This window comes from Campylobacter sp. LMG 17559 (assembly GCF_024723605.1).
Lineage (GTDB): Bacteria > Campylobacterota > Campylobacteria > Campylobacterales > Campylobacteraceae > Campylobacter_D.
The window spans coordinates 117,084-143,278 of sequence record NZ_JANQCZ010000002.1; the positions used below are offsets into that span (position 1 = coordinate 117,084).

Genomic DNA, 26,195 nt, shown 5'->3' on the forward strand with positions numbered 1-26,195 from the left:
TGATTATAACAAGGAAAATTTAAAAAAATCAAGTGAGATTTTAAAATTTTGTTTTAGAATCGTAAGTAAATGATGGATTGATTTGTTTTTTATCGCTTAATTCTTTATACCAATAAGAGTGTAAAATATAAACTTCCTCTTCTTCTTTATAACCACTAATCATAGAGTGGATACTTCCTTTAATAGCAAATACAGCCATATAAATATGAATAGCAAAAAATACTGCACATAAAATACCCAAAATATTATGGATGATAGCTGAAGCTCTTAAAATATCTATATGAGAAATTCCAAAAATAGACTGTAAAGAAGTAGAATTAAAATCAAGGAAAAACATAAACGCACCGGTGATTATCATCAAAAATCCACCAAAAACAGCTATATAATACCAAGATTTTTGACCAAAATTAAACTTACCCGCAGGAACAGGTTTTTTCTCTTTACTTAAATATCCACCTACTATCATCATCCATCTTAAATCATAACTTGCAGGAAGCATTCTTTTAATCCAACACAAAAGCATAGGAATGATAGAAATGATAAATAAAATAGTAGCAATACCATGTAAGTTTTTACACATTCTTACAAAGAATCCACCACCAAAGTATGATCCAAAAATCATAATAAGTCCGGTTGGCACAAGGATAATCCAAGAAATTGCCGCTACAAAATGAAACAATCTTTCAAATACCGAAAAAGCATAAATTTTCTTACCATCATGAGAAAATTTCTTTGGACCTATGACCATATAATGCAATGCAAAAGCTGAAATTACCACTATAAGTATAATCAAAACAGCACTTGCAATATATTCACCTTGTAGTTTAGTCCACAAAGCACCAAAATTTTGATAACTTTCTATATTCATCACTCTTTGCACATCCCAAATTTGAGTATTTTTAACTTCAAAATTTTCTTGAGCAAATAGAAAGTTAAAACAGGCTAAAAGAGCTAGTATAACCCTATACATAAATTACTCCTAAACATTACACGCTAGAAAAAGCTTAGCGTTGTAGTTTTGTTAATTTTCAGTTTCCATTTTTATTTTAAAAAAAGTTTTATTTAAAAAACATAAATTTGCAAAAAACTACAAAAAAACTCAATTTTTAGTTTCTTTTTGAATAATTTTCATAACCAAATTCTCTTACCATAGATAAATTTTCATTCTTATCTAAGAATATTAAATTTGGAAGTCTTACTCCATTAAAAGTGGTGTTTTTAACTATAGAATAATGAATTTGATCTAAAAATACTATTTTTTGCCCTATTTTTAATTCTTGATTAAAAGCATACTCGCCCATGATATCTCCTGCTAGGCAAGTATTACCACCAAGTAAATAAGCAAATTCATTTTCTTTTAACTCGCTATATTTTTCCCCATCACGACTTGATAAAATTCTAGCATTTAAAACCTCGCTTGTATAAGGCATAATGATAGTATCTGGCATATGAGCTTCGCTTGAAGTATCTAAAATAGCTATTTTTTTCTCATTTTCTACTATATCTATCACGCTTGCAACCAAAGTCCCACACTGCCAACCCACAGCCTCACCTGGCTCAAGATACACTTGCACTCCATATTTATCGCTAAATTTTTTACAAAGATCAATTAGTTTTTGCGTGTCATAACCTTCTTTGGTAATATGATGACCCCCACCAAAATTAACCCATTTCATATTTTTAACAAATTTTGAAAATTTAGCTTCAAAAGCATTTAACACAAGCTCTAAAGAATGCGCACTTTCTTCACATAAAGCATGAAAATGAAGCCCACTTAAAGCGCTTAAATCTTCATTTTCAAAATCAATTGCACGAATTCCTAATCTTGAAAATCTGCCACAAGGATTATAAAGTTCTTTTGGAGCCACTGATAGCTCTGGATTACAACGCAAACCAAGAGACTTTTTACTTGCTTTGTCTTTAAATTTTTTAAACTGATTAAAAGAATTAAATACTATATGGTGTGAAAGATCTATGATTTCATCTATTTCATCATCTTTAAAAGCAGGTGAAAAAGTATGAATTTCTTTGTTTATATATTCTTTTGCAAATTTAGCTTCCCAAAGCCCGCTACAAGTACAGCCTGATAAGTACTCGCCCACTATATCCATAGCACCTGAAAACGCAAAACCCTTTAGCGCAAGTAAAACTTTTGCGCCACTTTCTTCACTCACTTTAGCCAAAAGTTCACAATTTTTTCTAAGTTTGTCTTCTTCTAAAATATAAGCAGGAGTTTGAAAATTTTTATCTAGATGATTTTGGATTAACATTGTTTTTCCTTAATATAATTAAATTTACACATCAATTTTATATAAAATTATATCTAGTTTTTACAATTTACAATCATTAATCAAACAATAGCTATAATCAAAATCTAAACCCAAAAACTATTTAAGGCAAAATTTAATGAATAGAAGATTATTTTTAAAATGGAATGCTTTAGGTTTAGCAAGTATTAGCAGTGCCTATGCAATGGGTGATCACTCTCACCATGATATGCATTCACATCATACAGCAAAAAAAACTCACAAGGTCGATACTTCTTTTATCAAGCTAGAAGATCCAAACATTCAACTACTCGATGCAAAAGACTTTCCTAGCGAAGAAGCATTGGCAAAATTAAAACTTTTAAAAAACACAAGCACAAAGAAAAATTTCTTTAGATCTAGCATAGAAATCAAAGAAAGCCAAATAGAACTTGTCAAAGGTAAAAAAACCCAATGTTTTACCTATAATGGCTCCATACCAGGACCTAAAATCGAAGTTTATGAGGGTGATACAGTTGAAATTTTAGTAAAAAACAATCTAAAAGAGCCAACAACCATTCACTGGCATGGACTTGACATACCACCTGAACAAGATGGCAACCCACATGATCCCATCATGCCTGGTCGAGAAAAGATTTACCGTTTCAAACTTGGAGAAAATTCAGCAGGAACATACTGGTACCATCCTCATCCACACTACACCACAGCAAAGCAAGTTTATAAAGGCTTAGCAGGAGTTTTCGTGGTAAAAGCTAGAAAAGATGCATTGTCGCATTTACAAGAGCAAGACTGGGTGATTAGCGACCTACGCTTGGATAAAAACGCACAAATTCCTGATAATAATTTATTTGACTGGCTTAATGGTAGAGAAGGAAATTTAGTCTTAATTAATGGGCAATTAAAACCAAAAATCACCATCGATGATGCGCAAAGAATTCGCATATACAATCTATGTGCGGCAAGGTATTTAAATTTACGCATTCAAGGTGCTAAATTTATTTTAGTGGGAACTGATGGGGGACTTATAGAAAAAGGTATTGAATTAGATGAGTTGTTTTTAAGTCCTGCTTCAAGAGTAGAAGTGCTAATCCAAGCAAGCAAGGGTGATTTTAAACTTGAAAGCACCTACTATAACCGCGACAAAATGCTTGTCGAAGAAAAACCTTACACACTCACACTAGCTGATCTTAAAGTGGAAAAAACTTTAGAAAACATACCTGAAAAACTACGCGAATTTCCACCTTTAAAAGAAGCTACAAGCTTTAAAGAAGTAATCATGAGTGAAGACCATATGCAAATGCATGGCATTAGCAACAAAAGCGAAGAAGAAATCAAACAAAGTCTTGCCTCTATGTTTTTGATCAATGGTAAAACATTTGATATGAATAGAACGGATTTGACTTCAAAATTAAACGAGGTAGAAGAATGGGTGGTAAAAAACTCTTCTCACATGGATCATCCTTTTCATATACATGGAACACAATTTGAACTCATTTCTTCTCAATTTAAAGGTAAAATAACAAAAGCAAAATTCAGAGCATTGCAAGATACGATCAATGTAAGACCTGGTGAAGAACTAAGACTAAGAATGAGCCAAAATTTCACCGGCATTAGAATGTTTCACTGCCACATTTTAGAACACGAAGATCTTGGAATGATGGGAATTTTAAAAATCAAAGAATAAAGGTAAAAAAATGGTAAAAGTTGAATTTCTAGGACCAATCAACAAAGAAAGTTTAGAACTAGAAGTAAAAAGCTTAAAAGAATTAAAAGTGATTTTAGGGCAAGATGAAAGCTTAAAAGAATGGCTTGAGCTTTGCGCAGTTGCTTTAAATGATGAAATGGTTTTTGATGATGAAACCACCCTAAAAGATGGGGATAAAATCTGCTTACTTCCGCCGGTTTGTGGAGGATAAGTTATGTTTGAATTACACCAAGGATCTTTGGAAATTCCTAGCATTTACGCTAGATGGTATGAATACGCTAAAGACAAAAACTGCGGAGCTTTGATCACATTTTGCGGTATAGTGAGAGCTGAAGATGGAATCGAAGCTTTAAGCTTTGATATATATGAGCCTTTATTGAAAACTTGGTTTGAAAAATGGTGTCAAAAACTTGCAAATGAAAACGTAAGCTTGATGTTTGCTCACTCTATCGGCGAGGTAAAAGTACATGAGAGTTCTTATTTTGCTGGGGTTTTAAGCAAACAAAGAAAACTAGGACTTAAGCTGATTAACGATTTTGTAGAAGATTTTAAAGCAAGTGCACCTATATGGAAATATGATATCATTAATGGCGAAAAAATTTATGCTAAAGAACGCTCTTTGAAACTTCAAGGAGCAGGAATTTTAAGCACTAAGGACTAAAATGCTAACTTCTTATAATCAAAGTTTAAATATACTTCATTCGCATATAAAAGCATACGAAAAGATAGAAAACATCGCCTTAACACAGTGCTTAGATAGAATTTTAGCCATAGACATCAAAGCTTCTACCAATAACCCTCAATTTCCCACAGCTTCTATGGATGGCTATGCGATCAAATTTAGCGAGCAAGATGAGGCTTTGTCTATCATAGGCGAAGTACCTGCGGGAGTTTTTCCAAGCTTTAAAATACAAAGCAAAGAATGCGTTAAAACCTTTACAGGTTCTTTAATGAGTGAGGGTTGTGATACCTTAGTACCCGTGGAAAAAGTAGAAGTTAAAAACGGTGTGGTTTACATCAAAGAAAAAGTCCCTCAAGGCTTTGCTGTGAGAAAGGTGGGTGAGAGTTACACCGAGGGTGAAATTTTACTCACTAAAGGCACAAAACTAGGCTATAGCGAGATAGCACTTTTAGCCGAGCTTGGATACTTTCATATTTGCGTTTTTGCTAAACCTATCATAGGCGTGTTAAGCAGTGGAAGTGAGATCAAAGACTTAGGCGAAGGCTTAGAACACCCTGCACAAATTCGCTCATCAAACCATATAGCCATAGCTAATATGGCAAAAAAGCTTGGTGCTGAAGCTAGAATTTTTCCACTTTTAAAAGATGATATGCAAAAAACCCCAAGTGTTTTAAAACAAGCACTTAATGCATGTGATATTTTAGTTACCACCGGTGGGGTTTCCATGGGGGATTTTGACTTTTTAAAACAAGCTGTTAAAGAGTATGAAGTCATCATAGACAAAGTCGATGTAAAACCTGGCAAACACATCAAAATAGCCAAATTTGAAGATAAATTCATCTTTGCTCTACCGGGTTTTCCATACTCGGCTATGGTGATGTTTAACTTATATGTAAGAGAACTTTTAAATGCTTGGCTTTTACAAGAAAAAGACTATGTATTTAAAGCATTTGCAAATACTGACTATAAGAAAAAAAGTTCGCATTTAGAATTTGTAGCTTGTAATGTAGAATTTAAAGATGGAAAAATTTATGCCAATTTAAAAGGCAAAAAACAAGGCTCAAGTGCCATCATCAACAACCTTAACCATAAAGCTGCACTTATGATAGCACATGATGATATAAAAGAAAATGATTTAGTTGATATAATTTTTATGCCTTAGGCATAATTTTTATTTTCAACCTACTCCAAGCAATAATAAAAAGAATGGTGATATAAATATAGATAAAACCAACACTAGGATAAATAAATTTTTCTAGATCAAAAAACATCATAAAACCTTTTAAATAAACTTTTATAAAACTACTTAAATCAAAATTAAAAGTTACAAACATATTATTTTTGATAAACAAAAAATAGACATTATGGGTAAATAAATACATATAAAACACAAAAAAGATTTTCATTCCACTAATTTTGACTAGTTCTTTAAAAAAGAAAAATGCCGATATAGTATTTAAAATTGATACAATATCAAATAACTTTAACATCATTATTGACTTTATAAAATAACACAAATAAGAAATCATCCATAAAGTAAAAAACAATAATAATTTGTATGATTTTATCTTTTTGCAAAGCAGAATGATAGACATAAAAGAAAATATACAAAAAAAGCATCCTAAAATAATTAAAACTATTTCAAAAGGAAAAACTACACCAGATGAAAAATCATCAAGAATAAACATAATAAAAACCCAAAGATAGACGATGAAAGAAAACACACAAGCAAAAATCATTGTAATTTTAATAAGCTTTAATCCTTGAGTTGTTGTTGCATAATTTTCTTTTATTTCTTCATCAAAACTTTCAAAATTTAGCCAAGCTAAAGCATGGTAAACAAATCCTGTGATTAAAAACGAAACTGCTATAAAAATTAAGATTGGAGCACCAATTAAAAATAAAGTATTACCTTTATTTGCTTGATTTAAAAGCACATTATATATATAAGAAAAAGAAATTTCAATATTTAAATGAAACAAAAATAAGCCTATATTTATACTTACAACAAGTATCAACAAACCTATAAAAAATAGATTAAAAGCTTTAATAAAATATTTTTGATGCGTTACTCTTGCAATTTCATAAAATATATTCTTAGTAAATTTATAAGATAATAAACAATTAATAATCATACATATTGCAATTATCGCTACTGTATGTTCAAAACTTATATAACCAGTTGGATGCAAAATCAAAACAGAAAATAAAAAGAAGGTTAAATTTATGAACACAGTAATAAAAAAATTACTTAATAATTTCTTAGCACCTGCGTGAACTTCGAGTTTATTTAAAACGATAACAAATAAAATAAAAGCCGTTATAGCAAATAATGGCATTATGGCCAACATGCTACAAATTAAACTCATAAGAGCAAGAATTTTAATATTTCTAGTAATTTTTTGTTGATTTTTCATAAATTCTCTTTCAAAAATAATTCAAATTTTTATATTATATAGATTATTTTAACCTAGTTTATCTTATAATTTTTAAAATACCTGTCAATAGCACTTTAGCTTTTTCTTGACTTTGTTTTAAATCATTTAAAATCTCTTCTACTTCACGGGTTATTATACTAGTCATTATCTAAAATATCATAGTTATTATCTGCAATATAAGCTTTTAATTCTTTTTCTAATATATCTTCAAGATCTATTTGATTAGTCCATTTATTTATTTTATTTACTTTGATATCAAAACATCCTTGTTTCAAATTATTAATTATTCTATTTATATAATCACCTTTATGTTGGATTTGTGTTAGTTTATCTATAGTGTTTTTTCTCCAATTTTCATTATATACTAGTATAATATGCTTATTTTTTAATCCTTTTGCAAAACCATATTCATATAAAACATTACTATTATTGGTACTACAATCAACTATAATAATATCTGCTTTCTCTATATTTTCAAATATCTTTTCTATTATATTATCATCTTTTTTTTCATTCATAATCTCCATTAGATTAAAGTTATGGAGTTTATTTATACCTTGAATTCTATGAATTGATTTTTCTATAGAATCTTTATATTGATTAATATATATTTCATTATATTCCATAGCAACAAAAATATGTTTTACTCTTTCTAGTGTTTTTGTATATGAATTAAAACTTTCATACAAATCGGCAAAATTTTTAAAATTATCTAAATTGTAGTTAAATTTTTTTATCCATTTATTGAACAATTTAAGTTGTTTATTAAAAATTTCTAATCTATCATATTTATATTTAAGATAACATATGGCACCCAATAGACTACATTTAATGTTGTTATCATGTTTATATTCACAGTATTTATATATAGCATCTTTTATAATATTTACAATGCTTTGATCAAATTTTTGATTTAATATTTCATTGATTGCAGAGATTAAAATCCGTTTTTCTTCTTCATTTAAATCTTTCCATGCTTCTTGTGTGTTTTTTAAAATATTTAATAATTGATCAGACTCTATAAATTCTTTTAATTCGTCAGCATTTGCTTTTGTGACTAAATCAAAAATTTTAGTAGAAGTGACTGGTAATGCTTTTGAATTTAATAAATAAAAATACAAATGCTCTTGGGAATATTTTTCGTTCTTAGGAACAAATAAAATACAAAAAGAAATCATTCGATTTTCACCATCTTTTGCTATTAATGACAATGCTTCTATTCTATGATTTCCATCTAATCTATATAATTTTTTATCTTTTTTGATATCAAATTTAAAAACTGCAAAACCAAAAGTTCTCATAGTTGCAGCCGTTTCCATTGAATTTATTTGCTTTAAATCTTCTATAGCATATTTTAAACATTCCAACTCATCTAAATTTTTATCTACATCATATGAATACAATAAAGTTACTTCAGGAAAATATATATCACTTTTAGAAGAATTATTTACATAACTTACGATTTTATTTCTATGATTTTCGTCAATATCTCTTTGAAATTCTTCATTGGTTTCTGATATCTGAGCAAGTGTTTCTACATCAGCAAAACCTCTAAAAACCTCTATACCATTTTTGGCTACAAAAGGTTTTATTTTTTTATATTTTTCTAACTTATCATAGGTAAAATGTTTATTCTTTGCAAATTTTATTAAATCTTCAGGAACTTCTGTTACTTCTTCACAAACTCCAAGAGTTTCTCTAATCCCATATAATTCAATCATGTTAATTCCTTTTTATTTTATTATAATATTTTCTATCTCTAGATATAAATCTTGTTCAAGTTTTTTAGCTTTTTGTTTATTTTCTTCTATTTTTTCACATTTTTGCTCTAGTTCTTCAATTATTTTGTTTTGGATTTCAATTGGTGGAAGTGGTATTTTTAAATATTGATAAGAGCTTAAATAATAGCGTCTATGGGCTTTGCTTAAATCTATTTTGATAATTTTCAAGACTTCATATAAAAATTTTATATTTGTTTTAGTATTATCTTTAATCTTTAGTATTTTTAAAGCATCAGACTTTACTTTAAAATTAAAATCTACAAATTGAATTGCTGTTGTAAAATCATCAAATATAATCACAGGTGGATTATCGAATATGCCAAAATCTTCATCCGTATATCCTAATATAAAAGTTTTACCAGCTGTAAGAACAGGGATGGCAAAATTATCACTATAGTTTGTATTTGATACTATGTATTTTTTAGGTTGTTCGTAATCTAGTATATTCTTTAACTCAACTAATGGATAATTACTTTTACTTACATCAATCTTGTCACTACCTTGGTTGTGTGTAATATCCCATCTGCTTAAATTTTTAAAAGATACAGTAAAGATTTTTTCTCTTGCTGTATCTTTTGGTTTTTTGAGTCCAAGAGCTATATATATATATATGCTTCTATTTCTTTTTTGATTTTTTCTTCTTCAAGTTGTAATTCTTTAATTTTATTTTTAATAGTTTGAAGCTTTGTGACTATTTCTTCTTGAATTTCTAATGGTGGTAATGGGATTGTTAGTGTTTTAAGTTCACTAAATGATAAAATTTGTCTTACAGACCCCTTTGTATTTGCTCTTAAATGATTATTGAACCATTCTGATTTTAAAACAAACACTAAATATTCTGATATTAATTTTTTTTCAATAGTTCTAAATACAATATATGCTGGGCTTGTATATTTTAAATCAAATTCTTTTGGCACAATACCTATTGAACCAACATTTACTCTATATGGATTATAAAAAATATCGCCACTATTTACTTGATAATAAGGTTGTTTTATTTTAGACCCCAATAATGTTTCATTAAAATACACACCTTCTTTATTATTAACTCCTAGGATGTCAAATGTTTCGTTTGGATATAAAAACGGTTTAATTTTATTTTTATTTTCAATAATATAGTTTTTTAACTCTACTAATGGAAAATTAGATTTTAATGAATTTAGAAAATTTTTTACGCTCCAAATATTCAAATCCTTAAAATTAATAACTTTTGTTTTACTCATTTTTTACCCCAAACTATGCTGTTTTCTTTTAAAAATTCTTTAAAGTATGTATTTATGCCTTTTTCTATTATTTTTTCTTCTCCCGTGTCTTTATCTTTTTCTATAATATCCATTAACTCGTTTTTTACACCTTCTCCGGTCTCGCCCGTGCTAGTAATTCCAACCGCTTCAGCTTCTGCCATAAAAATAGGATAATCAAAATCATTTTTTGTATTTTGATATGCTTCTTCTATTATTTGGACTTCTAAGTCTTTTAAATCTTTTCTAGCTTGTTTTTTATCATCACTTGTATACAAAGGTGTTTTTTCATCTTTACTTTTGCGATATTTTATAATTTCATTAAGATTATCTATAGTTGCTTTATGTTTTAATTTTAATTTTTCTGTGTATTCAGAGATTAAATTATTCCACTTTTGCTGCGAAACTTCATCAAATTTTTGAATAAATAAAATTGAACATTTAACACTGGCTTTGGAGCTTAAAAATGTTTCTACAGGTAGCGATATAACAGCTCTTAAAAAAGCTCTACCTTCTACAAATTTTCTTACATATTCAGCATTTGGCGTATTAAATACCCCTTCAGGTAAAACAATCCCTAATCTTCCATTTGGTTTAAGTAAATCCATACACCTATTTATAAATAAATGTTCTGTTTTGTCACTTTTTAGGTTTTCTTTGAGTTTAAACAATGAAGCTATTGGCTTTCCTATATTATCTATAATTTTAAGCTGGGTAGTTTTATATCTTTCTTCCCCATATAAATCGTAGTATTGTTTTATATATTCTTCATAACCTTCTTTTGCTATTAACTCTCCTTGTTCTGTTCTAGTAAGCCAAGTATCGTTTTCTTGGATTACATCACTTTCTTCTACTTGTGAGCCAAAAGGTGGGTTTGTAAGGATGATGTCAAATTGATTTTCAAATACTCCATTTATATTTAAAAGCCCATTGTGATGATGTATGCCGCCGTGACCATCACCGTGCATTATCATGTTCATTTTAGATGTTCTAGCCATTCTATCATTTGCATCTACCCCATATATACAAAAATTTGAAAGCTTATATATGCGAGAATTTTTATTGTCTAAACTTAATTCTCTTTGCAACTCTTCTAATTTTTCTGTAAGTTTCTTTGCTTCTTCACTTGTTGGGTTTTCTAGGTCTTTAATATTGTCTTTTTTCCATGCTTCATATTGATTTTTTATATCTTTTTGTATGATTTCTCTAACCTTACTAAATATTCTAATTAAAAACCCGCCACTACCACTAGCAGGGTCGCAAGAAATTTCACCTTCTTTGGGGTCTATCATATCCACCATAAACTCAACCACACTTCTAGGTGTAAAAAACTGACCTATTTCCCCACGAAAAGTTCTGCCTAAAAATCTTTCAAATGCTATACCTTTTACATCTGCTGAGGTTAAAGATAGATTATAACTTTCCAACTCTTTTATGATTTTTAATATAGTGTGTTCTTTTAAATTAATCTTTTCATCTTTTTTAAAAATTTTATCTTTTGCAAATTCTTTTTTAGCGCCATCAAAATAACTTTCAATAGGATTTGCATTATACTTTCTAGCTTCTTTAATGTATTCTTGATTAAATTTTTTATTTTGTCCTTTTAAAAGCATTCTTTCAACATAAACTTTCATAAATAAAATTTTAGCTATTTCATCAAATGCAGCTGCTGGATCTAGTTTTTCTATATTTCTTATGATGTTATGACATTTATGGAGCATATTTGCAAATTCATCTTCTTTGAAAACTAATAAATCCTTATAAAGCTGTTCTATTGTTTTTTCATCGGCCCCATTTGATGGTATGTTTGATATCTCTTGCCTATATCCTGGTACCTTATCTTTTAAAATTCGCCAAAATCTAGTTTCATAACTATTGTGTGTAATGAAAAATTTAGCATTTAGTATTCTTGCATAGCTTTCACCTTGATCATAGTCTTTTTCATTTATGTGAATATAATCTGCCTTACACTCAACAATAATTAATGGAGTATTGTTGTTTTGTTTTTCTTCTATGCTTTTCCATATAACTATATCAGCTCTTGCACTTCTTTTGCCTTCCTTTGTCGATAACTCTTCATCTAATTGTTCTATTTTATATTTATATTCATTTACTAATCTACATACAAATTCTTGTCTAATTTTTTCTTCTGGAGTTGCAACTAAATATTTTTTTCTAATATGAGAATATATTTTACCTTCTTTGTTATATTGAACTTCTAAAATATCCATATAAATCCTTTAAATAAAAACTATCATTAATATAAAATATATTTTATATTAATATGCGAAATAAATTATAAAATAAACACATTTTATAAAGTAATTTATTTAAACCTATGAGTTATTTAATCTTATTTTTAATCTTTGAAATAGTATAACACAAACATCCTTGCTCTTATTTTATCATTTTTTGCTAAAATATCTCAAACTAAAAAGGATAAAAATGACTCCACAGGTTAAAATAAATAAGCCAAGTTTGCAAGAAGTGCAAAATTATCTTAAATTAGACGAACATTATGCTCTACAAGAAAGTGCATTAAGAAAATTATTTACAAAAACCTATCCAAAAAATGATGATATAGATGATATTTTAATAAAAGCATCGTCATTAAATGATTTTTATAGTACTAATATTTTTTCAATTTTTCCAGTTGCTAAACATATAAAAAATTTAAAAATTGATGAGAAATTAAAAAATAAAGACTTAAGCTTAGTTAGCAAAATAGCAAATATTAAAATAAATGGAGTAGATAAAAATTTTTATTCTTTTGCTAGTAAATACTGCTCACATCATCAGCCTTTATTTTTTCCTATATATGATTATTATGTAGATAAAGTATTGACATATTTTCAAAATAAAAATAATTTTTATAATTTTGAATTTAATTTGAAAAATTATGAAATATTTTGCGATGTTATAAATAAATTCATTGATTATTATGAATTAAATAATTTTAATATAAAAGAAATTGATAAATATTTATGGCAGTTAGGTAAAGTTGCATTTCCAAGAAATTATAAAAAACAAAATAATAAAGCGTAATATATTCAAGTTTTTATAGTAATTTTAAAAATTAAATAATTATACCATAAAAATCAAACCAAAACCCACAAACGTACCTTGAGTATAGTATCTTACTTTATTTTCCCTATTGCAATAAAAACCTAGCTTTATTATAATTAAAAAAACGCAAAGGAGAAAGAAAAATGGATTCAAAAATCTTTTTAGAAAATGGTCGTGTTAAAAGTAAAGGCTATGCTATGCTTAGCAAAGATTCTAAATTCACGCCTTTTGAATTTACACGCCACAAAGTAGGTAAAAACGACATCTTAATCGCTATCAAATACGCAGGAATTTGCCATAGTGACATTCACACCGCAAGAAGCGAATGGGGCGAGGCAACCTACCCTTGCGTACCTGGCCATGAAATAGCAGGAGAAGTTATCGCAGTGGGTGAAAATGTGAGTAAATTTAAAGTAGGCGATTTTGCTGGGGTTGGGTGCATGGTAAACTCATGCGGAGAGTGCGAAGCATGCAAAAAATCTCAAGAGCAATTTTGCGAAAATGGTAAAACCATCTACACTTATAACTGCAAAGATGTATTTCATGATAATGAAAACACCTATGGAGGCTACTCAAACAACATCGTAGTAAGTGAAAAATTTGCTATCAATGTACCACAAAATGCTCCACTTGACAAAGTAGCGCCTTTACTTTGTGCGGGTATTACTACCTACTCACCGCTTAAATTTTCAAACATCAAAGAAGGCTCAAGTGTAGCTATAGCAGGATTTGGTGGGCTTGGTATGATGGCAGTTAAATATGCTGTAAAAATGGGTGCAAAAGTAAGTGTTTTTGCAAGAAATGAAAACAAAAAAGCAGAAGCTCTAGCTATGGGTGTGAGTAATTTTTATACTAGTACAGACAAAAGTGTGGTAAAAGAAAGATTTGACCTCATCATCTCTACCATACCAACGCCTTATGATCCGCTAGCTTATATGGATTTGTTAAAATTTGGTGGTGAGATGGCTATAGTAGGATTACCTCCACATGAAGTAAGTCCTAGCATTAACATCATTCATTTTGTATTTAAAGCAGGTAAAAAAGTATATGGCTCGCTTATTGGAGGCATTAAAGAAACTCAAGAAATGCTTGATTTTTCTTTAGAACATGGAATTTATCCTGAAATTGAACTCATCAAACCAAGTGAGATTGACAAAGCTTATGAAAATCTCACTTCAGGAAAAGCCAAATTCCGTTATGTAATCGATATGAATGAAGCACTTTAGTGCTTATCAAAAATCACATCACTAGTGTCAAAACCTCTTTGCTTGGCTATTTCAAGCAAAGAGTTTATCTGCTCTTTTTCTAAAATTTTTCTTGATAAAATCCAAAGGTATTTTTTATCAGGACTACCTACGATAGAAACTTGATAATTTGTATCAATGTAAACAATCTCATAATTTGGCTTGTTGAAGATATTCATAAATATACTAAACTTAACCGCTAAAGCTCTTGGAGATTTCACCCTTGCTTTGCCATTTGCTTGTGAAATTTCACCATTTTCTTTGGTGCATATATTTTTAACTTTTATTATAGGCGTAGCACCTTGATACTCTAGCTCGTATTCTGCTTTAGCGCTTTTACAAGTTTTTTGAAAAAAAGCAGGCTTTCTAGCCATTTCTAGCCATGTACCCATGTATTTTTCTAAATCAATACCATCTAATAATTCTATCATTTTTCTTCCTTTTGATTCACTTCACCCCAACTACACATCGCTTGTAAGATAGGGATCAAACTTTGACCTTTTTTAGAAAGTCTGTATTCTACTTTTGGTGGAATTTGTGGGTATTCTTTACGAATGATCAAATCATCACTTTCAAGCTCTCTTAGGGTATGCGTTAAGGTCTTAAAAGAAATACTCCCAAGATATCTTTTTAACTCATTATATCTTACTACTTCATAACGAAATAAACAATACAAAACACTCATTTTATACTTTCCTGAAATCAAAGATAAAGTATAATTAAATCCGCATTCTGTAAAGTTGCATTTTTCTTTCATAAAATATTTTCCTTAGTTAACTCAAATTATGTCTTTATAAGTTATAATACAAAATTATTAGTTAACAAAACAAAAAAAGGAAGTAAATGGATTTCATTACAAATCTTATCATTGCTGCTATCGTTGGTGGTGCATGTGGAGTTGCACTTCATTTATGGAAGAAGAAAAAAGAAAAAGATAACAGCGAAAACAAGTGAAGCCAAAAATGCTTCACTTGTTTTTACACTAATTGTCTGCCTATTTGGTGGTATTTTAAAATACCTTCAGCACAACGATAAGCCAAAGCCCCGACTGTATCAGTAGGGTTATATCCGCTATTATGCTGAAAATTTCCTGCACCCACAACAAAAAGATTATCCATATCCCAATGCTGCAAATAGGTATTAACAACGCTTGTTTGAGGGTCATCACCCATGGTAGTACCACCTGTATTGTGCGTAGATTGATAAGGTACTATACTATAATCTTTCAAATACGCTCCTTTTTTGATCGACTTCACACCTTGCATTTTTTTAGCAACTTCAGCTGTTTTATCGGTCATAAATTTATGCAAAGCACGATCTTGATCTGTAAAGTTATAAGTAAGTCTTACTAGTGGCATACCAAAAGCATCTTTATAGGTTGGATCCAAACTTAAGTAGTTATTTTTATGTGGTAAAGATGCACCTTGTCCACCCACTGTAATAGCTCTTGTAAAATTATAATTTAAGGCTTTTTTAAATTCTGCACCCCAACTTGGAGTTCCTTTTGGTATTGGAGCTGATTGGATAGGACGGTTTCCAAGTTGCACGCTATAAATCATCGCACCATGTAAAAATTTCTCTCTTGAATGGTCAAAATTATCCCCATTAAAATCATCACAAGTTGTACCCAAAGCACCTGAACCCATAAAAGTGTTAAATTGCTCATCAAAAAACGCTGTCGTACCCATGTTGATTTGATAACAATAATTTCTGCCTAAAGTTCCTCTGCCTGTATTGGGGTCATATTGTTCGCCTATACCACTTACCATTAAAAGCTTAGCGTTGTTAAACATATAACTTGTAAGCACTACAATATCTGCTGGCTGAATATACTCTTTCATGGTTCTTGTATCTACGAATTTAACTCCGGTTGCTTTTCCATCTTTTTTAAGTATTTCTATAACATTACTATGTGTTCTTATGGTGTATTTTCCTGTGCTCATGGCTTTTGGTATAACTGTGTTAATAGGACTTGCTTTAGCACCATACTCACAGCCAAAACGCTCACAATAAGCACAGTATTGACATGGGGCTAGATCCTGACCATCTGGGTTAGTATAACCACCTTTTGAGTTGGCTGCAGGCAGTCTAAATGGATGCATTTTAAGATCTTTTGCTGCTTTTTCAAAACGCTTAAGCATTTTAGTATTTTCTAAAGGTGCTTGAGGATAAGGACTTGATCTAAAAACACCCATTTTCTCTGCTAGAGGATTTTCCTCTCCACAAATACCGCAAATTTTTTCAAATTTATCATAGTAAGGCTCCATATCTTTATAAGTTAAACCCCAATTTTGTAAAGTATAATCACTGCCTAATTTATTGCCGTATCTTTCAAAACTTTTTGTTTTGATTTCAAAATCATAAGGCAAAAATCTAAAAGTCCATCCATTCCAGTGCACTCCTGCACCGCCAACATTATTACCAAGTAAAAAAGATCCCATTTTTCTATATGGCAAGGCTAAACCATTAACATTATGGCGAAAAGTTACTGTATCTTTTGAGCAATCTTGCATTAAACCATAGTTAATACCATATCTCCACTCATCGTGAATCATTGCAAAATTTTCCGTAGTTTGCATCATACCACGCTCTAAGCTCAAGACAGTCAATCCAGCTTTGGTAAGTTCTGCTGCAACTATACCACCTGTCCAACCAGCCCCTACTGTTACCACATCTACTTTTTTTAATACTTCTGCCATAATTTATCCTTCCATGTCAGCTAAGCTCATAGGCTCTATGTCAAAAAACTCATCACTTGTGATCTTGTCAATATAACTCATTTGAGCACCAGGATATTGCATCATTCTCCAACCATTTTTATTATCATTACCACCATAAATTGGATCAGACAAAACTCCAGCTATTGTCATATCCCTTAAAAGAGTAAAAAATTCAGAAGATTTAAATCCTATGAAATCGATTTTATTTTTTTCTAAATCAACTAAAATTTTATCTTGCTCAACTCCTTTTAAAGATGAAAAAGTTTTTTTATAACGCTTTTGAGAAATAACCTCTAAAGCTTTAACACCTTCTAAGAAAATATCATTGCGTTTCATAGGAGTTTGATAACCTTGTTCAGGTATACCTTCTATAAAAGGTCCTTGTAGATACTCTCTATCATTATAGCCATATGCTGAGGCTAATTGGTTATCGATAAAATAAGGCACACCCAAACCTATAGCGCCCTCTCCTTGTTCATCTTTTGGGTATATTCTCTCACATGCTGCGCTTAAATTATCAAAATCAGTTTGCACTTGAAAAAACATTCTTCCTCTTACTTTGTTAGATTTATCTTGAGTACTTTTATGTTCATGTGCTAACTCTGCAGCATGTAGTACAGTTCCACCTCCTATAGTGCTAGCAGCAACCACACTGCCACCCAAAAGACTTAATTTAAAAAAATTTCTACGATCGATGACATTATCTTGCATATTTTCCTCCTTTTTGTTGACAATATCAACTTATATTCATTCTATTCCTTGCTTTTTTAATATAGTCTTAAATAAAAAAAATAATACAATTTTTATATTATTTTTAAAAAATCAATCATAAAAAGTAACATATTTGTTTTACACTTTCTTATAGTATAGTATCTTACATAAATTTCAGTATTGAAATAAAATTATAGTTAAATTATAATTTCAAAAAAACGCAAAAGGATAAATATGCAAAAAGTATTATTATTAAACGGTGCAAAAGACTTTGGACACTCTAAAGGAAGATTAAACACAAGCTTGCATGAGCTTGCACTCAAAACCTTAAAAGATCTTGGTTTACAAACTCAACAAACACATATAGATCAAGGCTATAACACAAACGATGAGGTAGAAAAAATTCTAAATGCTGATGTTTTGATTTGGCAAATGCCTGGTTGGTGGATGGGTGAGCCTTGGATAGTGAAAAAATACATTGATGATGTTTTTACAGCTGGACATGGAGTATTTTATAAAAACGATGGTAGAAGTCACAATGAACCTACTAAAAATTATGGCACAGGTGGGCTTTTAAAAAATAAAAAATACATGCTTTCACTAACTTGGAATGCTCCAATGCAAGCATTTGATTATGAGAATGAATTTTTTAATGGAGCCGGAGTTGATGGAGTGTATTTACACTTTCACAAAGCGCATGAGTTCTTAGGTATGAGTGCTTTACCTACTTTTATAGCTAATGATGTAATCAAAAATCCTCAAGTGCAAGAATATTTCACAAACTATAAAGCACACTTAGAAAAAATTTTTAAAGCTTAGAAATTTGGGATTTGATGCTAGAAATCATTGATTTTTTAGCCTCAAATTCACTTTTTAAATTCAAAATAATCTGCCTTTTAGCTTCTGCAAAATCAACAAAGCTTTGCATATAATTTTTATAAATTTTTAAAACTACAGGCTTATTTAAAAGCAAATCTTCAAATTCATAGACATTAAGCTCGGTTAATACCCTTTGATGTACTTCACTTGCTTTTGGATAATACAAGCTAAACTCAGTGCTATCAAGCTCGTAAAATTCTTTACTCGCATTCATTTTAGCGCTAAAAAATCCCAAAGTAAGCTTAGTAGCACTTTCATAATTTGCTAAAGCTTTTAGATTAAGCTTTTCTAAAAATAAATCAAGTTCAAGTTGGCTTTTAAACAATAATTGCTTAAAATCTTTTAAAAAAAGCTCCTCGCTAGCACTAGCAAAGCTTCTAAAACTAGCAAATTCTTTTTCACTTTCTAAGGCATTTTCTTTTTGTAAATTTGAAAATTGGGCTTTAAAAAGCAAAATTTGCTCTTCTAAATGAGTAAAAAATAAAGAAAAATCATCTTTGATTTGACTAAATTCTAAAGTGATTTCATTTTTTAATCTTTTAAATTCCTTATTCATTGCTTCAGAGTTATAAAACATAGCCAAAAACGCATCATCACTTGAAAGATACGGTGCTTTATAAGCAACTTTTTCATAAAGATTTTTCTTAAACAAACCCTTAGCTTCTTTATAATAACTACTATCTTTTTCTTTGATAAATTTTAAAATTTCTTGAGAAATTTTTTCTCCAACAAGTTTTAATTTATCTAAACAATTATGATTTAAAATTTTGATTTTTTGCTCTAGATTACTTACTTTGAAAGTTTGCAAAATAGTATTAAATTTAAGCTCTAATTGTTCTAGCGCATTTTGAAATAAATCATATTGATTTGACAAAAGTTCGCATAAATTACTAAGTTTTTCTTTGATAAAATCTTTTTTAATACACTCATAATCAAGTTCTTTTAAATACTCATAAAGCAAAGGCAAATTTGACTTTTGCAAATCAAATTTTGCTTCTTTGCATGAAATTGCAATGATTTTTTCAAAATACTTATCAAAAACTAAATGAGCATAATTTAAAACATTTTCTAACTCATCTTGACTTAACTTATCTTTTTGATTTAGCACGCAAATCCCACCACGCTCTAAAAGCTTGGCATTTGCTTTTATAGCATCTTCTTCACTTTTTTTACCTGCATTATCAATCAAACTAAGCCAAATAGCACTATGCATAAAAGAAAGCTCTTTAAAAGTAGTTAGCGTGTCGGTGGTGTTTGCATTTAAACCTGGGGTATCTATAAGCGTGATATCTTTTAAAAGCTCAATAGGCGCAAAAAGGTGCAAACTTTTAGTTTCTTTTAGCTCATTTCTTTGATCGCTAAATTTAGAAAGCTCATCTATATCAACAATCTCATCACTGCCATCTTCATATTCAACTCTTAAAAAATACTCCTTAGCATAGCGTAAAAAAGTAGGCTTAAAAGTCACTGGCACCACGCCTGTTGGTAGGCATTCTTTTTGTAAAATTAAATTTAAAAGCGTGGATTTACCGCTAGAAAATTGCCCTATAATGGCCACATTAATGGCTCTTTTATAGCTAGCTATAATCATTTCAAGATCTTTTAAAAACACATCATTTAAATGCAAACTTGGCTCTAAAAATGCATTTTTAATTGCTAAAATTTTTCCTTCAAAACTATCATCAAAGCTTTTACAATATGTATTTTCATAAGCTTTTAAAAAATCATTAATCAAATCATTTTGCATTTAAAAGCTCCGTTTTTAAAGTCTTTAAACTTTGTAATTTTGCGTTGTTTTTTTCTAAAAGCTCTTTGGAGTTTTGCTCATTTTGTTCTATTTGTAAAATCAAGCCTTTTAAGTCTTTGATTTGCTCTTCTTGTTCTTTTTCGTATAAATTCAAACTAAGCTCTAAATTAGTAAAAAATTCTTGATTATTTTTTAAATCTAGGGCAATTTTTTCTATATTAAATGTTTGTAATTTTTCTAAAATTTGATTTTCTAAAGAACTTTCTAGCTTATAAATATCTTGAGTAGACTCTAAATTTTTTAAAAGTCCTGCTTTTAATGTCATAAAAAGTTCATTAGTAAAAATACCTTCTATTTTTGCTTCAACCTTGCTTTTAAAATCATCACAATTTTGCTCTAAAATAGCTTTTAAAAAATCATATTTCACGCTTAGTGTACTTTTAAGCTCATTGATCTTATATTCACTTTGCTGTTTTAATTCTCTTAAAAGATCAAAAATTCCATCTTTTAAAGTCGTATCAATGATAGTATTTAATCTTTGAATGTTATTTTTGATTTTATTATTTTGATTATATTTTAGCTCATCTATAAGTTTTTCTTTTAGTTTCTTAGCTAGCAAATGTAAAAGCGTTAAAATTTCTTGAGCATTTTCATCTTTTTTGTTAAAAATAGCACTTAGCTCTGCTTTTACTTGCATTAATTTTTCTTTTTTTGCTTTAAAATCATTGATAATAGTTTGATTTTGCTTATCAAGCTCAAAGCTTTCGTAATTTAGCATTTTATTAGAAAATTTAATTTTTTCTTCTATTTTTTCTAAATGTAATAATAATTCTTTTTTATAAGCACTTAGAGCAATTTTGTTTTTATCATATAAGCTTTTAGCTATAAGTTCTTCTAGTGTTAAAATATTACTTTGTTCTAAATTTCCACCTTTTTTTTGATAAAAATCATTGGCTAGTTTTGAAGAAATACACACAAAATCTACATTATCTAATAATTCTTGGCTAAGTTGCTTTTGTGCTAAATTTTCTTTGAGTTTATTTTTAGTATAGCTAATTACTTCTTGCAAGTCTTTTTGACTAAGCAAATCAGCTTTAGTAAGCACAATCAAAAGCTTACTTACTCTTGAAGTTAGCAAACATTCTATAATAAAATCACAATCTTTTTGACTTAAACTTTGAGAAGCATTCATAAGATGAATTAAAAAGTCAGCCTTACTTATATACGCTTTTGTTAAAAGCTCTCTTTGGATGATCACATCATCAAGTCCTGGAGTATCAACTATACAAATATTATCTTTTAAAAAATCAAGCGATGAAAAAAGCTCTATTTTTTTAATAAGTGCTGAGATTTTATTTTTTGCGCTAGTGTAATTTTTTAATTCTTCAATTTTTATTTCTATATTTTTATTTTCTTTTTCAATATATTCATTTAGATTAAAATTTTGCTCTAATTGCTTGATAAGTTCTTGCATGTCTTGATTATCTTTGGAGATTTTTAAAATATCTTGCCATTCTTCTTCACTCCAAAAATATATCTTAGCCTTTTGTTCTTTGCCGTATTTTAAAACACTCAAATTTGCAGTTTCAGGCACATTAGATACACCTAGAAAATCTTTTTTTAAAAGCGCATTTAGCATGCTTGATTTACCTGCATTTACCACACCTGTTACTGCGATAGAAAAATCAATATTGCTAAATTTAACTAAAGCTTCTTGTAAGAGTTTTTGAGCTTTTTCATCCTCGCAAAGCTCTTGTAAGTTTTGGTTAATAAAATCTAGTGTTTGATGTGAGTTTTTAACTTCTTGTTTGTAATCTTTTTGAATAACTTTTTGTTTAGATACAAAAGCATATATTAAAGTATTATCAGTGATTTTTTGAAGTTTTTCCAGGGATTTTAAAAGCTCATTTTTGTCTAAAATTCCTAAATTTAAAGCGTTAATAAAACAAACCTGTGCATACTGAATACCATAAAGATCTAAGCGTAAATTTAAACTTTTCATCAAACTTTTAAATTCATTTAAAGCGCCAAATCTTTCATAATTTTCAAGATTAGTACTTAAAAGAATTGCTGCTTTTTGAACATCAATCAAACTTTCATCAAAAAGTGTATTTGTGTCAAGATAAACGCTATGATTTTGCCAAATTTGTTTTAGTAAGGTTTTAAGAGCCCCCTTTTCTTGGGGGCTAGGATTATTTGTTTCTTTGAGCGACAAGCTGTCTTCTCATATAAGCGATTTTGCTTTGTAAAGGCAGTTCTTTTGGACAATTATCTTCACATGCAAGCAAAGACATACATCCAAACACACCATCATCATCACCCACTAATTCATAAAAATCTTCTATGGTTCTGTGATCATGTGGATCTTGTAAATATCTAGCTGTTCTTAAAAGTCCAGTAGCTGCGATAAAGTCAGGTCTCATTAGCTTAGTCGCACAAGAAGCAACACAAATTCCACACTCTATACAACGATCAAGTTCAAAAGTCTCATCAGCAACTTCTGGCTCAATACGTTCTTCAAGTTTAGAAATATCTGTTTCTTTTTCATTATGCACCCAGCTTTCAACGCGTTTGCACATACCATCAAACCACTCACCTGTATTAACACTTAAATCTTTTATGTGTCTAAATGCAGGTAAAGGCATAAGCTCTATAACGCCATCTGGATAGTCTTTTGTCAATGTTTTACAAGCAAGTTTTGGCTTACCGTTAATCATCATAGCACAGCTTCCACAAATCCCTGCTCTACATACAAAGTCAAAACTCAAATCTGCATCCATTTTTTCTCTGATTTGAGTTAAGCACACGAAAATCGTCATAAATGGAGTTTCTTCAAGCTCATAAGTAACAAAGTGAGGCTTAGAAATTTTACTTAATGGATTATATTTAAATGCTCTTATTGTTAATTTTCTACTCATAATCAACTCCTATTCTTTGATTTGGTGCTTTAAATTTAGCTTGTAATTCATAAGGCATTAAAGCATGTTGAATTTCATATCTACCTTTGCCTTCTGCTTCCATTTTTTCACGGATTGCATCAACTTCAGCTTGGCGTTTTTCGCTTAATGGGTTTTCAATGATATTTCCTTTAGCACCATAACCTCTAAATGCAGGTGGGATTTCCATTTTCATAATGTCAAGATCTTCATACTCAACTCTAGGCATACTTTCACCTTCTACCCAGTAAGTATTTGTTCTTTTCATCCAGTTTAAATCATCTCTTTTTGGATAATCTTCTCTATAATGAGCCCCACGACTTTCTGTTCTTAAAAGCGCACCATAAGCAACACATAAAGCAATTTTTAGCATTCTTGGAACTCTATAAGCTTCTTCAAGCTCTGGATTTGCACATTTTAATTCTTTATCATGTACTTTTAAATCAAGTGATTTTTGATACAATTCTTCAAGTTCTTTAACCGCTTCTTCAAGACCTTGGCCTGTTCTAAATATAGCTACTTTTTCCCACATAATGTCTTTCATTCTGTTTTTGATTTCAAATACATCATGTTTTCCTTCTTTACTTACAAGAGATTTTAAGTAATCATACTCTTTAGAAAGGAAAGATTTAACGATATTTGTATCAATATCATTACCATTTTCTTTACAATATTGTGCAAAATAATCTCCCACGATCATACCTGCAACAACAGTTTCTGAACATGAATTTCCACCCAAGCGATTAAATCCGTGCATATCCCAGCAAGCTGCTTCACCACACGCAAAAAGACCATTTAGCCATTGACTTTCGCCGGTTGGCTTAGTTCTAATACCACCCATTGAGTAATGTTGCATAGGTAAAACTGGTGCCCAGCCTTTTGGACCCTCATCAGCAGGATCAATGCCATTAAATGTCTTACAAATATCTTGAACATCACGAAGATTTTTTTCAACATGAGCACGACCGAGGATAGAAATATCAAGCCATAAATGATCCCCATAAGGGCTTTTTACACCTTTTCCTTTTCTAATATGCTCCATCATTCTACGACTTACAACGTCCCTGCTTGCAAGTTCTTTTTTCTCAGGCTCATAATCAGGCATAAAGCGATAACCATCAACATCTCTTAAGATACCACCATCACCTCTACAACCTTCAGTTAGTAAGATACCACTTGGTACGATTGGAGTTGGGTGAAATTGCACTGCTTCCATATTTGAAAGTCTGCAAAGTCCAGTTTCAAGTGCAATAGCAGCTCCTGTACCTTCACAAATAACAGCATTTGTAGTTTGTTTATAAATTCTACCATAACCACCTGTTGCAATCATAGTTCCTCTAGCAACATAAGCGATTAATTCCCCATTAGTTAAATCTCTAGCAATAGCCCCTAGACATTTTTTACCATCATGGATAATTCTTACTGCTTCCATTCTATCGATGATTTTAACTTGATGTTTAATCGCTTCATTTGCCACACCATATAGCATACAGTGTCCTGTTGCATCAGCGATATAACATGTTCTCCATTTTTTAGTACCACCAAAGTCTCTTGCATTTATAAGACCATGTGCTTCTTCTTTTTCTTCAATGGTAGTTTTTTGAGCATTGATAACTACAGTTCTAGGTCCTTTTGTAACCCTAGTCCAAGGCACACCCCAAGCAGCAAGCTCACGCACAGCTTTTGGAGCAGTTTGCGCAAACATTCTTGCAACTTCTTGATCACAACCCCAGTCAGAACCTTTTACTGTATCAGCAAAATGCACATCTTCATTATCTCCCTCGCCTTTAACGCTATTTCCTAAACTCGCTTGCATACCACCTTGTACAGCAGCTGAGTGAGATCTTTTAACCGGACAAATACTTAATAAAGTTACACTTTGACCACTTTTTGCAACTTCAATAGCAGCTCTTAAACCTGCAAGACCACCACCGATAACTAAAGCATCACTATATTGTATGTTCATATTTAGCTCCATCATAAGTTTTTACTATTTGCGCTACAGAGTTGTTTTGGTAATTATTAAAGCCTATTTTTGCAAAAGCAGCTAAGCTTAATACACCTAAAACTAAGAAGAAAATACTAATAAACCATTTTGCTTTTTTAAGTTTTTTACGACTTTCTTTTGCATCTTTACCTTCAAACCAACCCCATTTTACACATAATCTATATAAACCAATACTACCATGCAACTCAACACAGATTAATAAGGCAATGTAAAATAACCACATAAAATGGCTCACTACTCTATCGCCTGACATATCAGCACTGATTTTATCTGCATTAGTAATGATAAAAATTAAGTGTGCAGAACCCAAGAAAAACATTACAAAACCAGTTGCAGCTTGAACCCACCATAAAGAAGAATCGCCATGATTCATATATTTTAAGTGTGTTCTACAAAGTTGGTATTGTCTGAAATTAATAGGGAATTTTCTCATTGCAAGACCCGCATGCACAAAGAAAATAACCAAAACACAGGCAGCTAAGAAAGAAGTGATGTAGCTCATCATAGGGCTATTAATGATAAATTTTAGTTCTAAAAAGTGAACCACTGAATCAAAAAAATCATCACTAACCAAAATGGTAGAAACGAAAAACATATGTGCCCACATAAACAAGCCTAAAATCAAGCCTGTTGCACTTTGAATATAGTCAAGTTTTGCTGGCATTTTACTTTTTTTGCCATCAATACTCTTGCCTAAAAAACCTTCAATGAGTTGGCTCATATTTACTCCTTTTAAAAGTTGATAAGTTTTAATATCGGAGCAATTATAG

23 protein-coding genes are annotated in these 26,195 nt (G+C 30.1%); 7 read left to right on the forward strand and 16 right to left on the reverse strand.

Annotated elements, in window-relative coordinates; genetic code table 11:
- Positions 1-40: 40 nt before the first annotated feature.
- Positions 41-970 (reverse strand): formate dehydrogenase subunit gamma, encoded by a 930-nt coding sequence (locus CAMP5082_RS01645; protein ID WP_337205724.1) that lies wholly within the window; start codon positions 968-970, stop codon positions 41-43.
- Positions 971-1,106: 136 nt separating this feature from the next.
- Positions 1,107-2,270, reverse strand: a complete 1,164-nt coding sequence (nspC, locus tag CAMP5082_RS01650; protein ID WP_337205725.1) for a carboxynorspermidine decarboxylase — start codon at positions 2,268-2,270, stop codon at positions 1,107-1,109.
- 136 nt (positions 2,271-2,406) lie between these two features.
- Here nspC and CAMP5082_RS01655 point away from each other — a divergent pair, with 136 nt between their 5' ends.
- From CAMP5082_RS01655 to CAMP5082_RS01670, 4 genes are read left to right on the forward strand one after another with little or no spacing between them, the layout of a single operon-like run.
- Positions 2,407-3,951 (forward strand): multicopper oxidase family protein, encoded by a 1,545-nt coding sequence (locus tag CAMP5082_RS01655; RefSeq protein ID WP_120759703.1) that lies wholly within the window; start codon positions 2,407-2,409, stop codon positions 3,949-3,951.
- 10 nt (positions 3,952-3,961) lie between these two features.
- Entirely contained in the window at positions 3,962-4,183 is a 222-nt protein-coding gene (locus tag CAMP5082_RS01660) for a molybdopterin synthase, small subunit (RefSeq protein ID WP_039662900.1), read from the forward strand.
- A 3-nt stretch (positions 4,184-4,186) separates the two neighbouring features.
- Positions 4,187-4,633 carry a molybdopterin synthase catalytic subunit gene (locus CAMP5082_RS01665; protein WP_039662899.1) on the forward strand — a complete coding sequence of 149 codons (447 nt, stop codon included), beginning with the start codon at positions 4,187-4,189 and terminating at the stop codon, positions 4,631-4,633.
- 1 nt (position 4,634) lies between these two features.
- Positions 4,635-5,816, forward strand: coding sequence for a molybdopterin molybdotransferase MoeA (locus CAMP5082_RS01670; RefSeq protein WP_337205726.1), 1,182 nt, complete (start codon positions 4,635-4,637; stop codon positions 5,814-5,816).
- On the opposite strand, the gene CAMP5082_RS01675 is transcribed toward CAMP5082_RS01670, so the two are convergent.
- From CAMP5082_RS01675 to CAMP5082_RS01695, 5 genes are all read right to left on the reverse strand, one after another.
- Positions 5,806-7,071 (reverse strand): hypothetical protein, encoded by a 1,266-nt coding sequence (locus CAMP5082_RS01675; protein ID WP_337205727.1) that lies wholly within the window; start codon positions 7,069-7,071, stop codon positions 5,806-5,808. The genes CAMP5082_RS01670 and CAMP5082_RS01675 overlap by 11 nt on opposite strands.
- 158 nt (positions 7,072-7,229) lie before the next feature.
- A complete protein-coding gene (locus CAMP5082_RS01680) occupies positions 7,230-8,813 on the reverse strand; it encodes a hypothetical protein (protein WP_337205728.1) in 1,584 nt (527 codons plus the stop codon).
- A gap of 12 nt (positions 8,814-8,825) precedes the next feature.
- Positions 8,826-9,485: a restriction endonuclease subunit S gene (locus CAMP5082_RS01685; RefSeq protein WP_337205748.1), complete on the reverse strand. Its 660-nt coding sequence runs from the start codon at positions 9,483-9,485 to the stop codon at positions 8,826-8,828.
- A complete protein-coding gene (locus tag CAMP5082_RS01690; RefSeq protein ID WP_337205729.1) occupies positions 9,470-10,096 on the reverse strand; it encodes a restriction endonuclease subunit S in 627 nt (208 codons plus the stop codon). The genes CAMP5082_RS01685 and CAMP5082_RS01690 overlap by 16 nt, the downstream gene beginning before the upstream one ends.
- Positions 10,093-12,345, reverse strand: coding sequence for an N-6 DNA methylase (locus CAMP5082_RS01695; protein ID WP_337205730.1), 2,253 nt, complete (start codon positions 12,343-12,345; stop codon positions 10,093-10,095). The genes CAMP5082_RS01690 and CAMP5082_RS01695 overlap by 4 nt, the downstream gene beginning before the upstream one ends.
- Positions 12,346-12,559: 214 nt before the next feature.
- On the opposite strand from CAMP5082_RS01695, the gene CAMP5082_RS01700 reads away from it, so the two are divergent.
- The gene (locus CAMP5082_RS01700; protein WP_337205731.1) at positions 12,560-13,159 is read left to right on the forward strand and encodes a hypothetical protein; all 600 of its coding nucleotides are present in this window, start codon (positions 12,560-12,562) and stop codon (positions 13,157-13,159) included.
- 164 nt (positions 13,160-13,323) lie between these two features.
- The gene (locus tag CAMP5082_RS01705; protein WP_337205732.1) at positions 13,324-14,406 is read left to right on the forward strand and encodes an NAD(P)-dependent alcohol dehydrogenase; all 1,083 of its coding nucleotides are present in this window, start codon (positions 13,324-13,326) and stop codon (positions 14,404-14,406) included.
- Here CAMP5082_RS01705 and CAMP5082_RS01710 read toward each other — a convergent pair.
- The 4 genes from CAMP5082_RS01710 to CAMP5082_RS01725 form a co-directional block, all read right to left on the reverse strand.
- Entirely contained in the window at positions 14,403-14,855 is a 453-nt protein-coding gene (locus CAMP5082_RS01710) for a lipocalin family protein (protein WP_337205733.1), read from the reverse strand. The two genes, CAMP5082_RS01705 and CAMP5082_RS01710, sit on opposite strands and share 4 nt — an antisense overlap.
- Entirely contained in the window at positions 14,852-15,181 is a 330-nt protein-coding gene (gene rrpA / locus CAMP5082_RS01715; RefSeq protein ID WP_120759716.1) for a MarR family transcription factor RrpA, read from the reverse strand. The genes CAMP5082_RS01710 and rrpA overlap by 4 nt, the downstream gene beginning before the upstream one ends.
- Before the next feature lie 220 nt (positions 15,182-15,401).
- Positions 15,402-17,123 (reverse strand): GMC family oxidoreductase, encoded by a 1,722-nt coding sequence (locus CAMP5082_RS01720; protein ID WP_337205734.1) that lies wholly within the window; start codon positions 17,121-17,123, stop codon positions 15,402-15,404.
- A gap of 3 nt (positions 17,124-17,126) precedes the next feature.
- Positions 17,127-17,855: a gluconate 2-dehydrogenase subunit 3 family protein gene (locus CAMP5082_RS01725; protein WP_337205735.1), complete on the reverse strand. Its 729-nt coding sequence runs from the start codon at positions 17,853-17,855 to the stop codon at positions 17,127-17,129.
- A 234-nt stretch (positions 17,856-18,089) separates the two neighbouring features.
- Here CAMP5082_RS01725 and CAMP5082_RS01730 point away from each other — a divergent pair, with 234 nt between their 5' ends.
- The gene (locus CAMP5082_RS01730; protein WP_337205736.1) at positions 18,090-18,674 is read left to right on the forward strand and encodes an NAD(P)H-dependent oxidoreductase; all 585 of its coding nucleotides are present in this window, start codon (positions 18,090-18,092) and stop codon (positions 18,672-18,674) included.
- On the opposite strand, the gene CAMP5082_RS01735 is transcribed toward CAMP5082_RS01730, so the two are convergent.
- From CAMP5082_RS01735 to CAMP5082_RS01755, 5 genes are read right to left on the reverse strand one after another with little or no spacing between them, the layout of a single operon-like run.
- Positions 18,664-20,481: a dynamin family protein gene (locus CAMP5082_RS01735; protein WP_337205737.1), complete on the reverse strand. Its 1,818-nt coding sequence runs from the start codon at positions 20,479-20,481 to the stop codon at positions 18,664-18,666. The two genes, CAMP5082_RS01730 and CAMP5082_RS01735, sit on opposite strands and share 11 nt — an antisense overlap.
- Entirely contained in the window at positions 20,471-22,696 is a 2,226-nt protein-coding gene (locus CAMP5082_RS01740; RefSeq protein ID WP_337205738.1) for a dynamin family protein, read from the reverse strand. Before CAMP5082_RS01740 ends, CAMP5082_RS01735 begins: the two co-directional genes overlap by 11 nt.
- Positions 22,674-23,399, reverse strand: a complete 726-nt coding sequence (locus CAMP5082_RS01745; RefSeq protein ID WP_012661078.1) for a fumarate reductase iron-sulfur subunit — start codon at positions 23,397-23,399, stop codon at positions 22,674-22,676. The genes CAMP5082_RS01740 and CAMP5082_RS01745 overlap by 23 nt, the downstream gene beginning before the upstream one ends.
- Positions 23,392-25,383 (reverse strand): fumarate reductase flavoprotein subunit, encoded by a 1,992-nt coding sequence (locus CAMP5082_RS01750; RefSeq protein ID WP_066007209.1) that lies wholly within the window; start codon positions 25,381-25,383, stop codon positions 23,392-23,394. Before CAMP5082_RS01750 ends, CAMP5082_RS01745 begins: the two co-directional genes overlap by 8 nt.
- Positions 25,367-26,146, reverse strand: a complete 780-nt coding sequence (locus CAMP5082_RS01755) for a fumarate reductase cytochrome b subunit (protein WP_039617578.1) — start codon at positions 26,144-26,146, stop codon at positions 25,367-25,369. Before CAMP5082_RS01755 ends, CAMP5082_RS01750 begins: the two co-directional genes overlap by 17 nt.
- Positions 26,147-26,195 lie beyond the last annotated feature (49 nt).

Excerpts from the sequence above, each read along its gene's own strand:
- CAMP5082_RS01645 (WP_337205724.1), bottom strand. The coding sequence starts at position 970 with ATGTATAGGGTTATACTAGCTCTTTTAGCCTGTTTTAACTTTCTATTT.
- nspC (WP_337205725.1), bottom strand. The coding sequence starts at position 2,270 with ATGTTAATCCAAAATCATCTAGATAAAAATTTTCAAACTCCTGCTTAT.
- CAMP5082_RS01655 (WP_120759703.1), top strand. The coding sequence starts at position 2,407 with ATGAATAGAAGATTATTTTTAAAATGGAATGCTTTAGGTTTAGCAAGT.
- CAMP5082_RS01660 (WP_039662900.1), top strand. The coding sequence starts at position 3,962 with ATGGTAAAAGTTGAATTTCTAGGACCAATCAACAAAGAAAGTTTAGAA.
- CAMP5082_RS01665 (WP_039662899.1), top strand. The coding sequence starts at position 4,187 with ATGTTTGAATTACACCAAGGATCTTTGGAAATTCCTAGCATTTACGCT.
- CAMP5082_RS01670 (WP_337205726.1), top strand. The coding sequence starts at position 4,635 with ATGCTAACTTCTTATAATCAAAGTTTAAATATACTTCATTCGCATATA.
- CAMP5082_RS01675 (WP_337205727.1), bottom strand. The coding sequence starts at position 7,071 with ATGAAAAATCAACAAAAAATTACTAGAAATATTAAAATTCTTGCTCTT.
- CAMP5082_RS01680 (WP_337205728.1), bottom strand. The coding sequence starts at position 8,813 with ATGATTGAATTATATGGGATTAGAGAAACTCTTGGAGTTTGTGAAGAA.
- CAMP5082_RS01690 (WP_337205729.1), bottom strand. The coding sequence starts at position 10,096 with ATGAGTAAAACAAAAGTTATTAATTTTAAGGATTTGAATATTTGGAGC.
- CAMP5082_RS01695 (WP_337205730.1), bottom strand. The coding sequence starts at position 12,345 with ATGGATATTTTAGAAGTTCAATATAACAAAGAAGGTAAAATATATTCT.
- CAMP5082_RS01700 (WP_337205731.1), top strand. The coding sequence starts at position 12,560 with ATGACTCCACAGGTTAAAATAAATAAGCCAAGTTTGCAAGAAGTGCAA.
- CAMP5082_RS01705 (WP_337205732.1), top strand. The coding sequence starts at position 13,324 with ATGGATTCAAAAATCTTTTTAGAAAATGGTCGTGTTAAAAGTAAAGGC.
- CAMP5082_RS01710 (WP_337205733.1), bottom strand. The coding sequence starts at position 14,855 with ATGATAGAATTATTAGATGGTATTGATTTAGAAAAATACATGGGTACA.
- rrpA (WP_120759716.1), bottom strand. The coding sequence starts at position 15,181 with ATGAAAGAAAAATGCAACTTTACAGAATGCGGATTTAATTATACTTTA.
- CAMP5082_RS01720 (WP_337205734.1), bottom strand. The coding sequence starts at position 17,123 with ATGGCAGAAGTATTAAAAAAAGTAGATGTGGTAACAGTAGGGGCTGGT.
- CAMP5082_RS01725 (WP_337205735.1), bottom strand. The coding sequence starts at position 17,855 with ATGCAAGATAATGTCATCGATCGTAGAAATTTTTTTAAATTAAGTCTT.
- CAMP5082_RS01730 (WP_337205736.1), top strand. The coding sequence starts at position 18,090 with ATGCAAAAAGTATTATTATTAAACGGTGCAAAAGACTTTGGACACTCT.
- CAMP5082_RS01735 (WP_337205737.1), bottom strand. The coding sequence starts at position 20,481 with ATGCAAAATGATTTGATTAATGATTTTTTAAAAGCTTATGAAAATACA.
- CAMP5082_RS01745 (WP_012661078.1), bottom strand. The coding sequence starts at position 23,399 with ATGAGTAGAAAATTAACAATAAGAGCATTTAAATATAATCCATTAAGT.
- CAMP5082_RS01750 (WP_066007209.1), bottom strand. The coding sequence starts at position 25,383 with ATGAACATACAATATAGTGATGCTTTAGTTATCGGTGGTGGTCTTGCA.
- CAMP5082_RS01755 (WP_039617578.1), bottom strand. The coding sequence starts at position 26,146 with ATGAGCCAACTCATTGAAGGTTTTTTAGGCAAGAGTATTGATGGCAAA.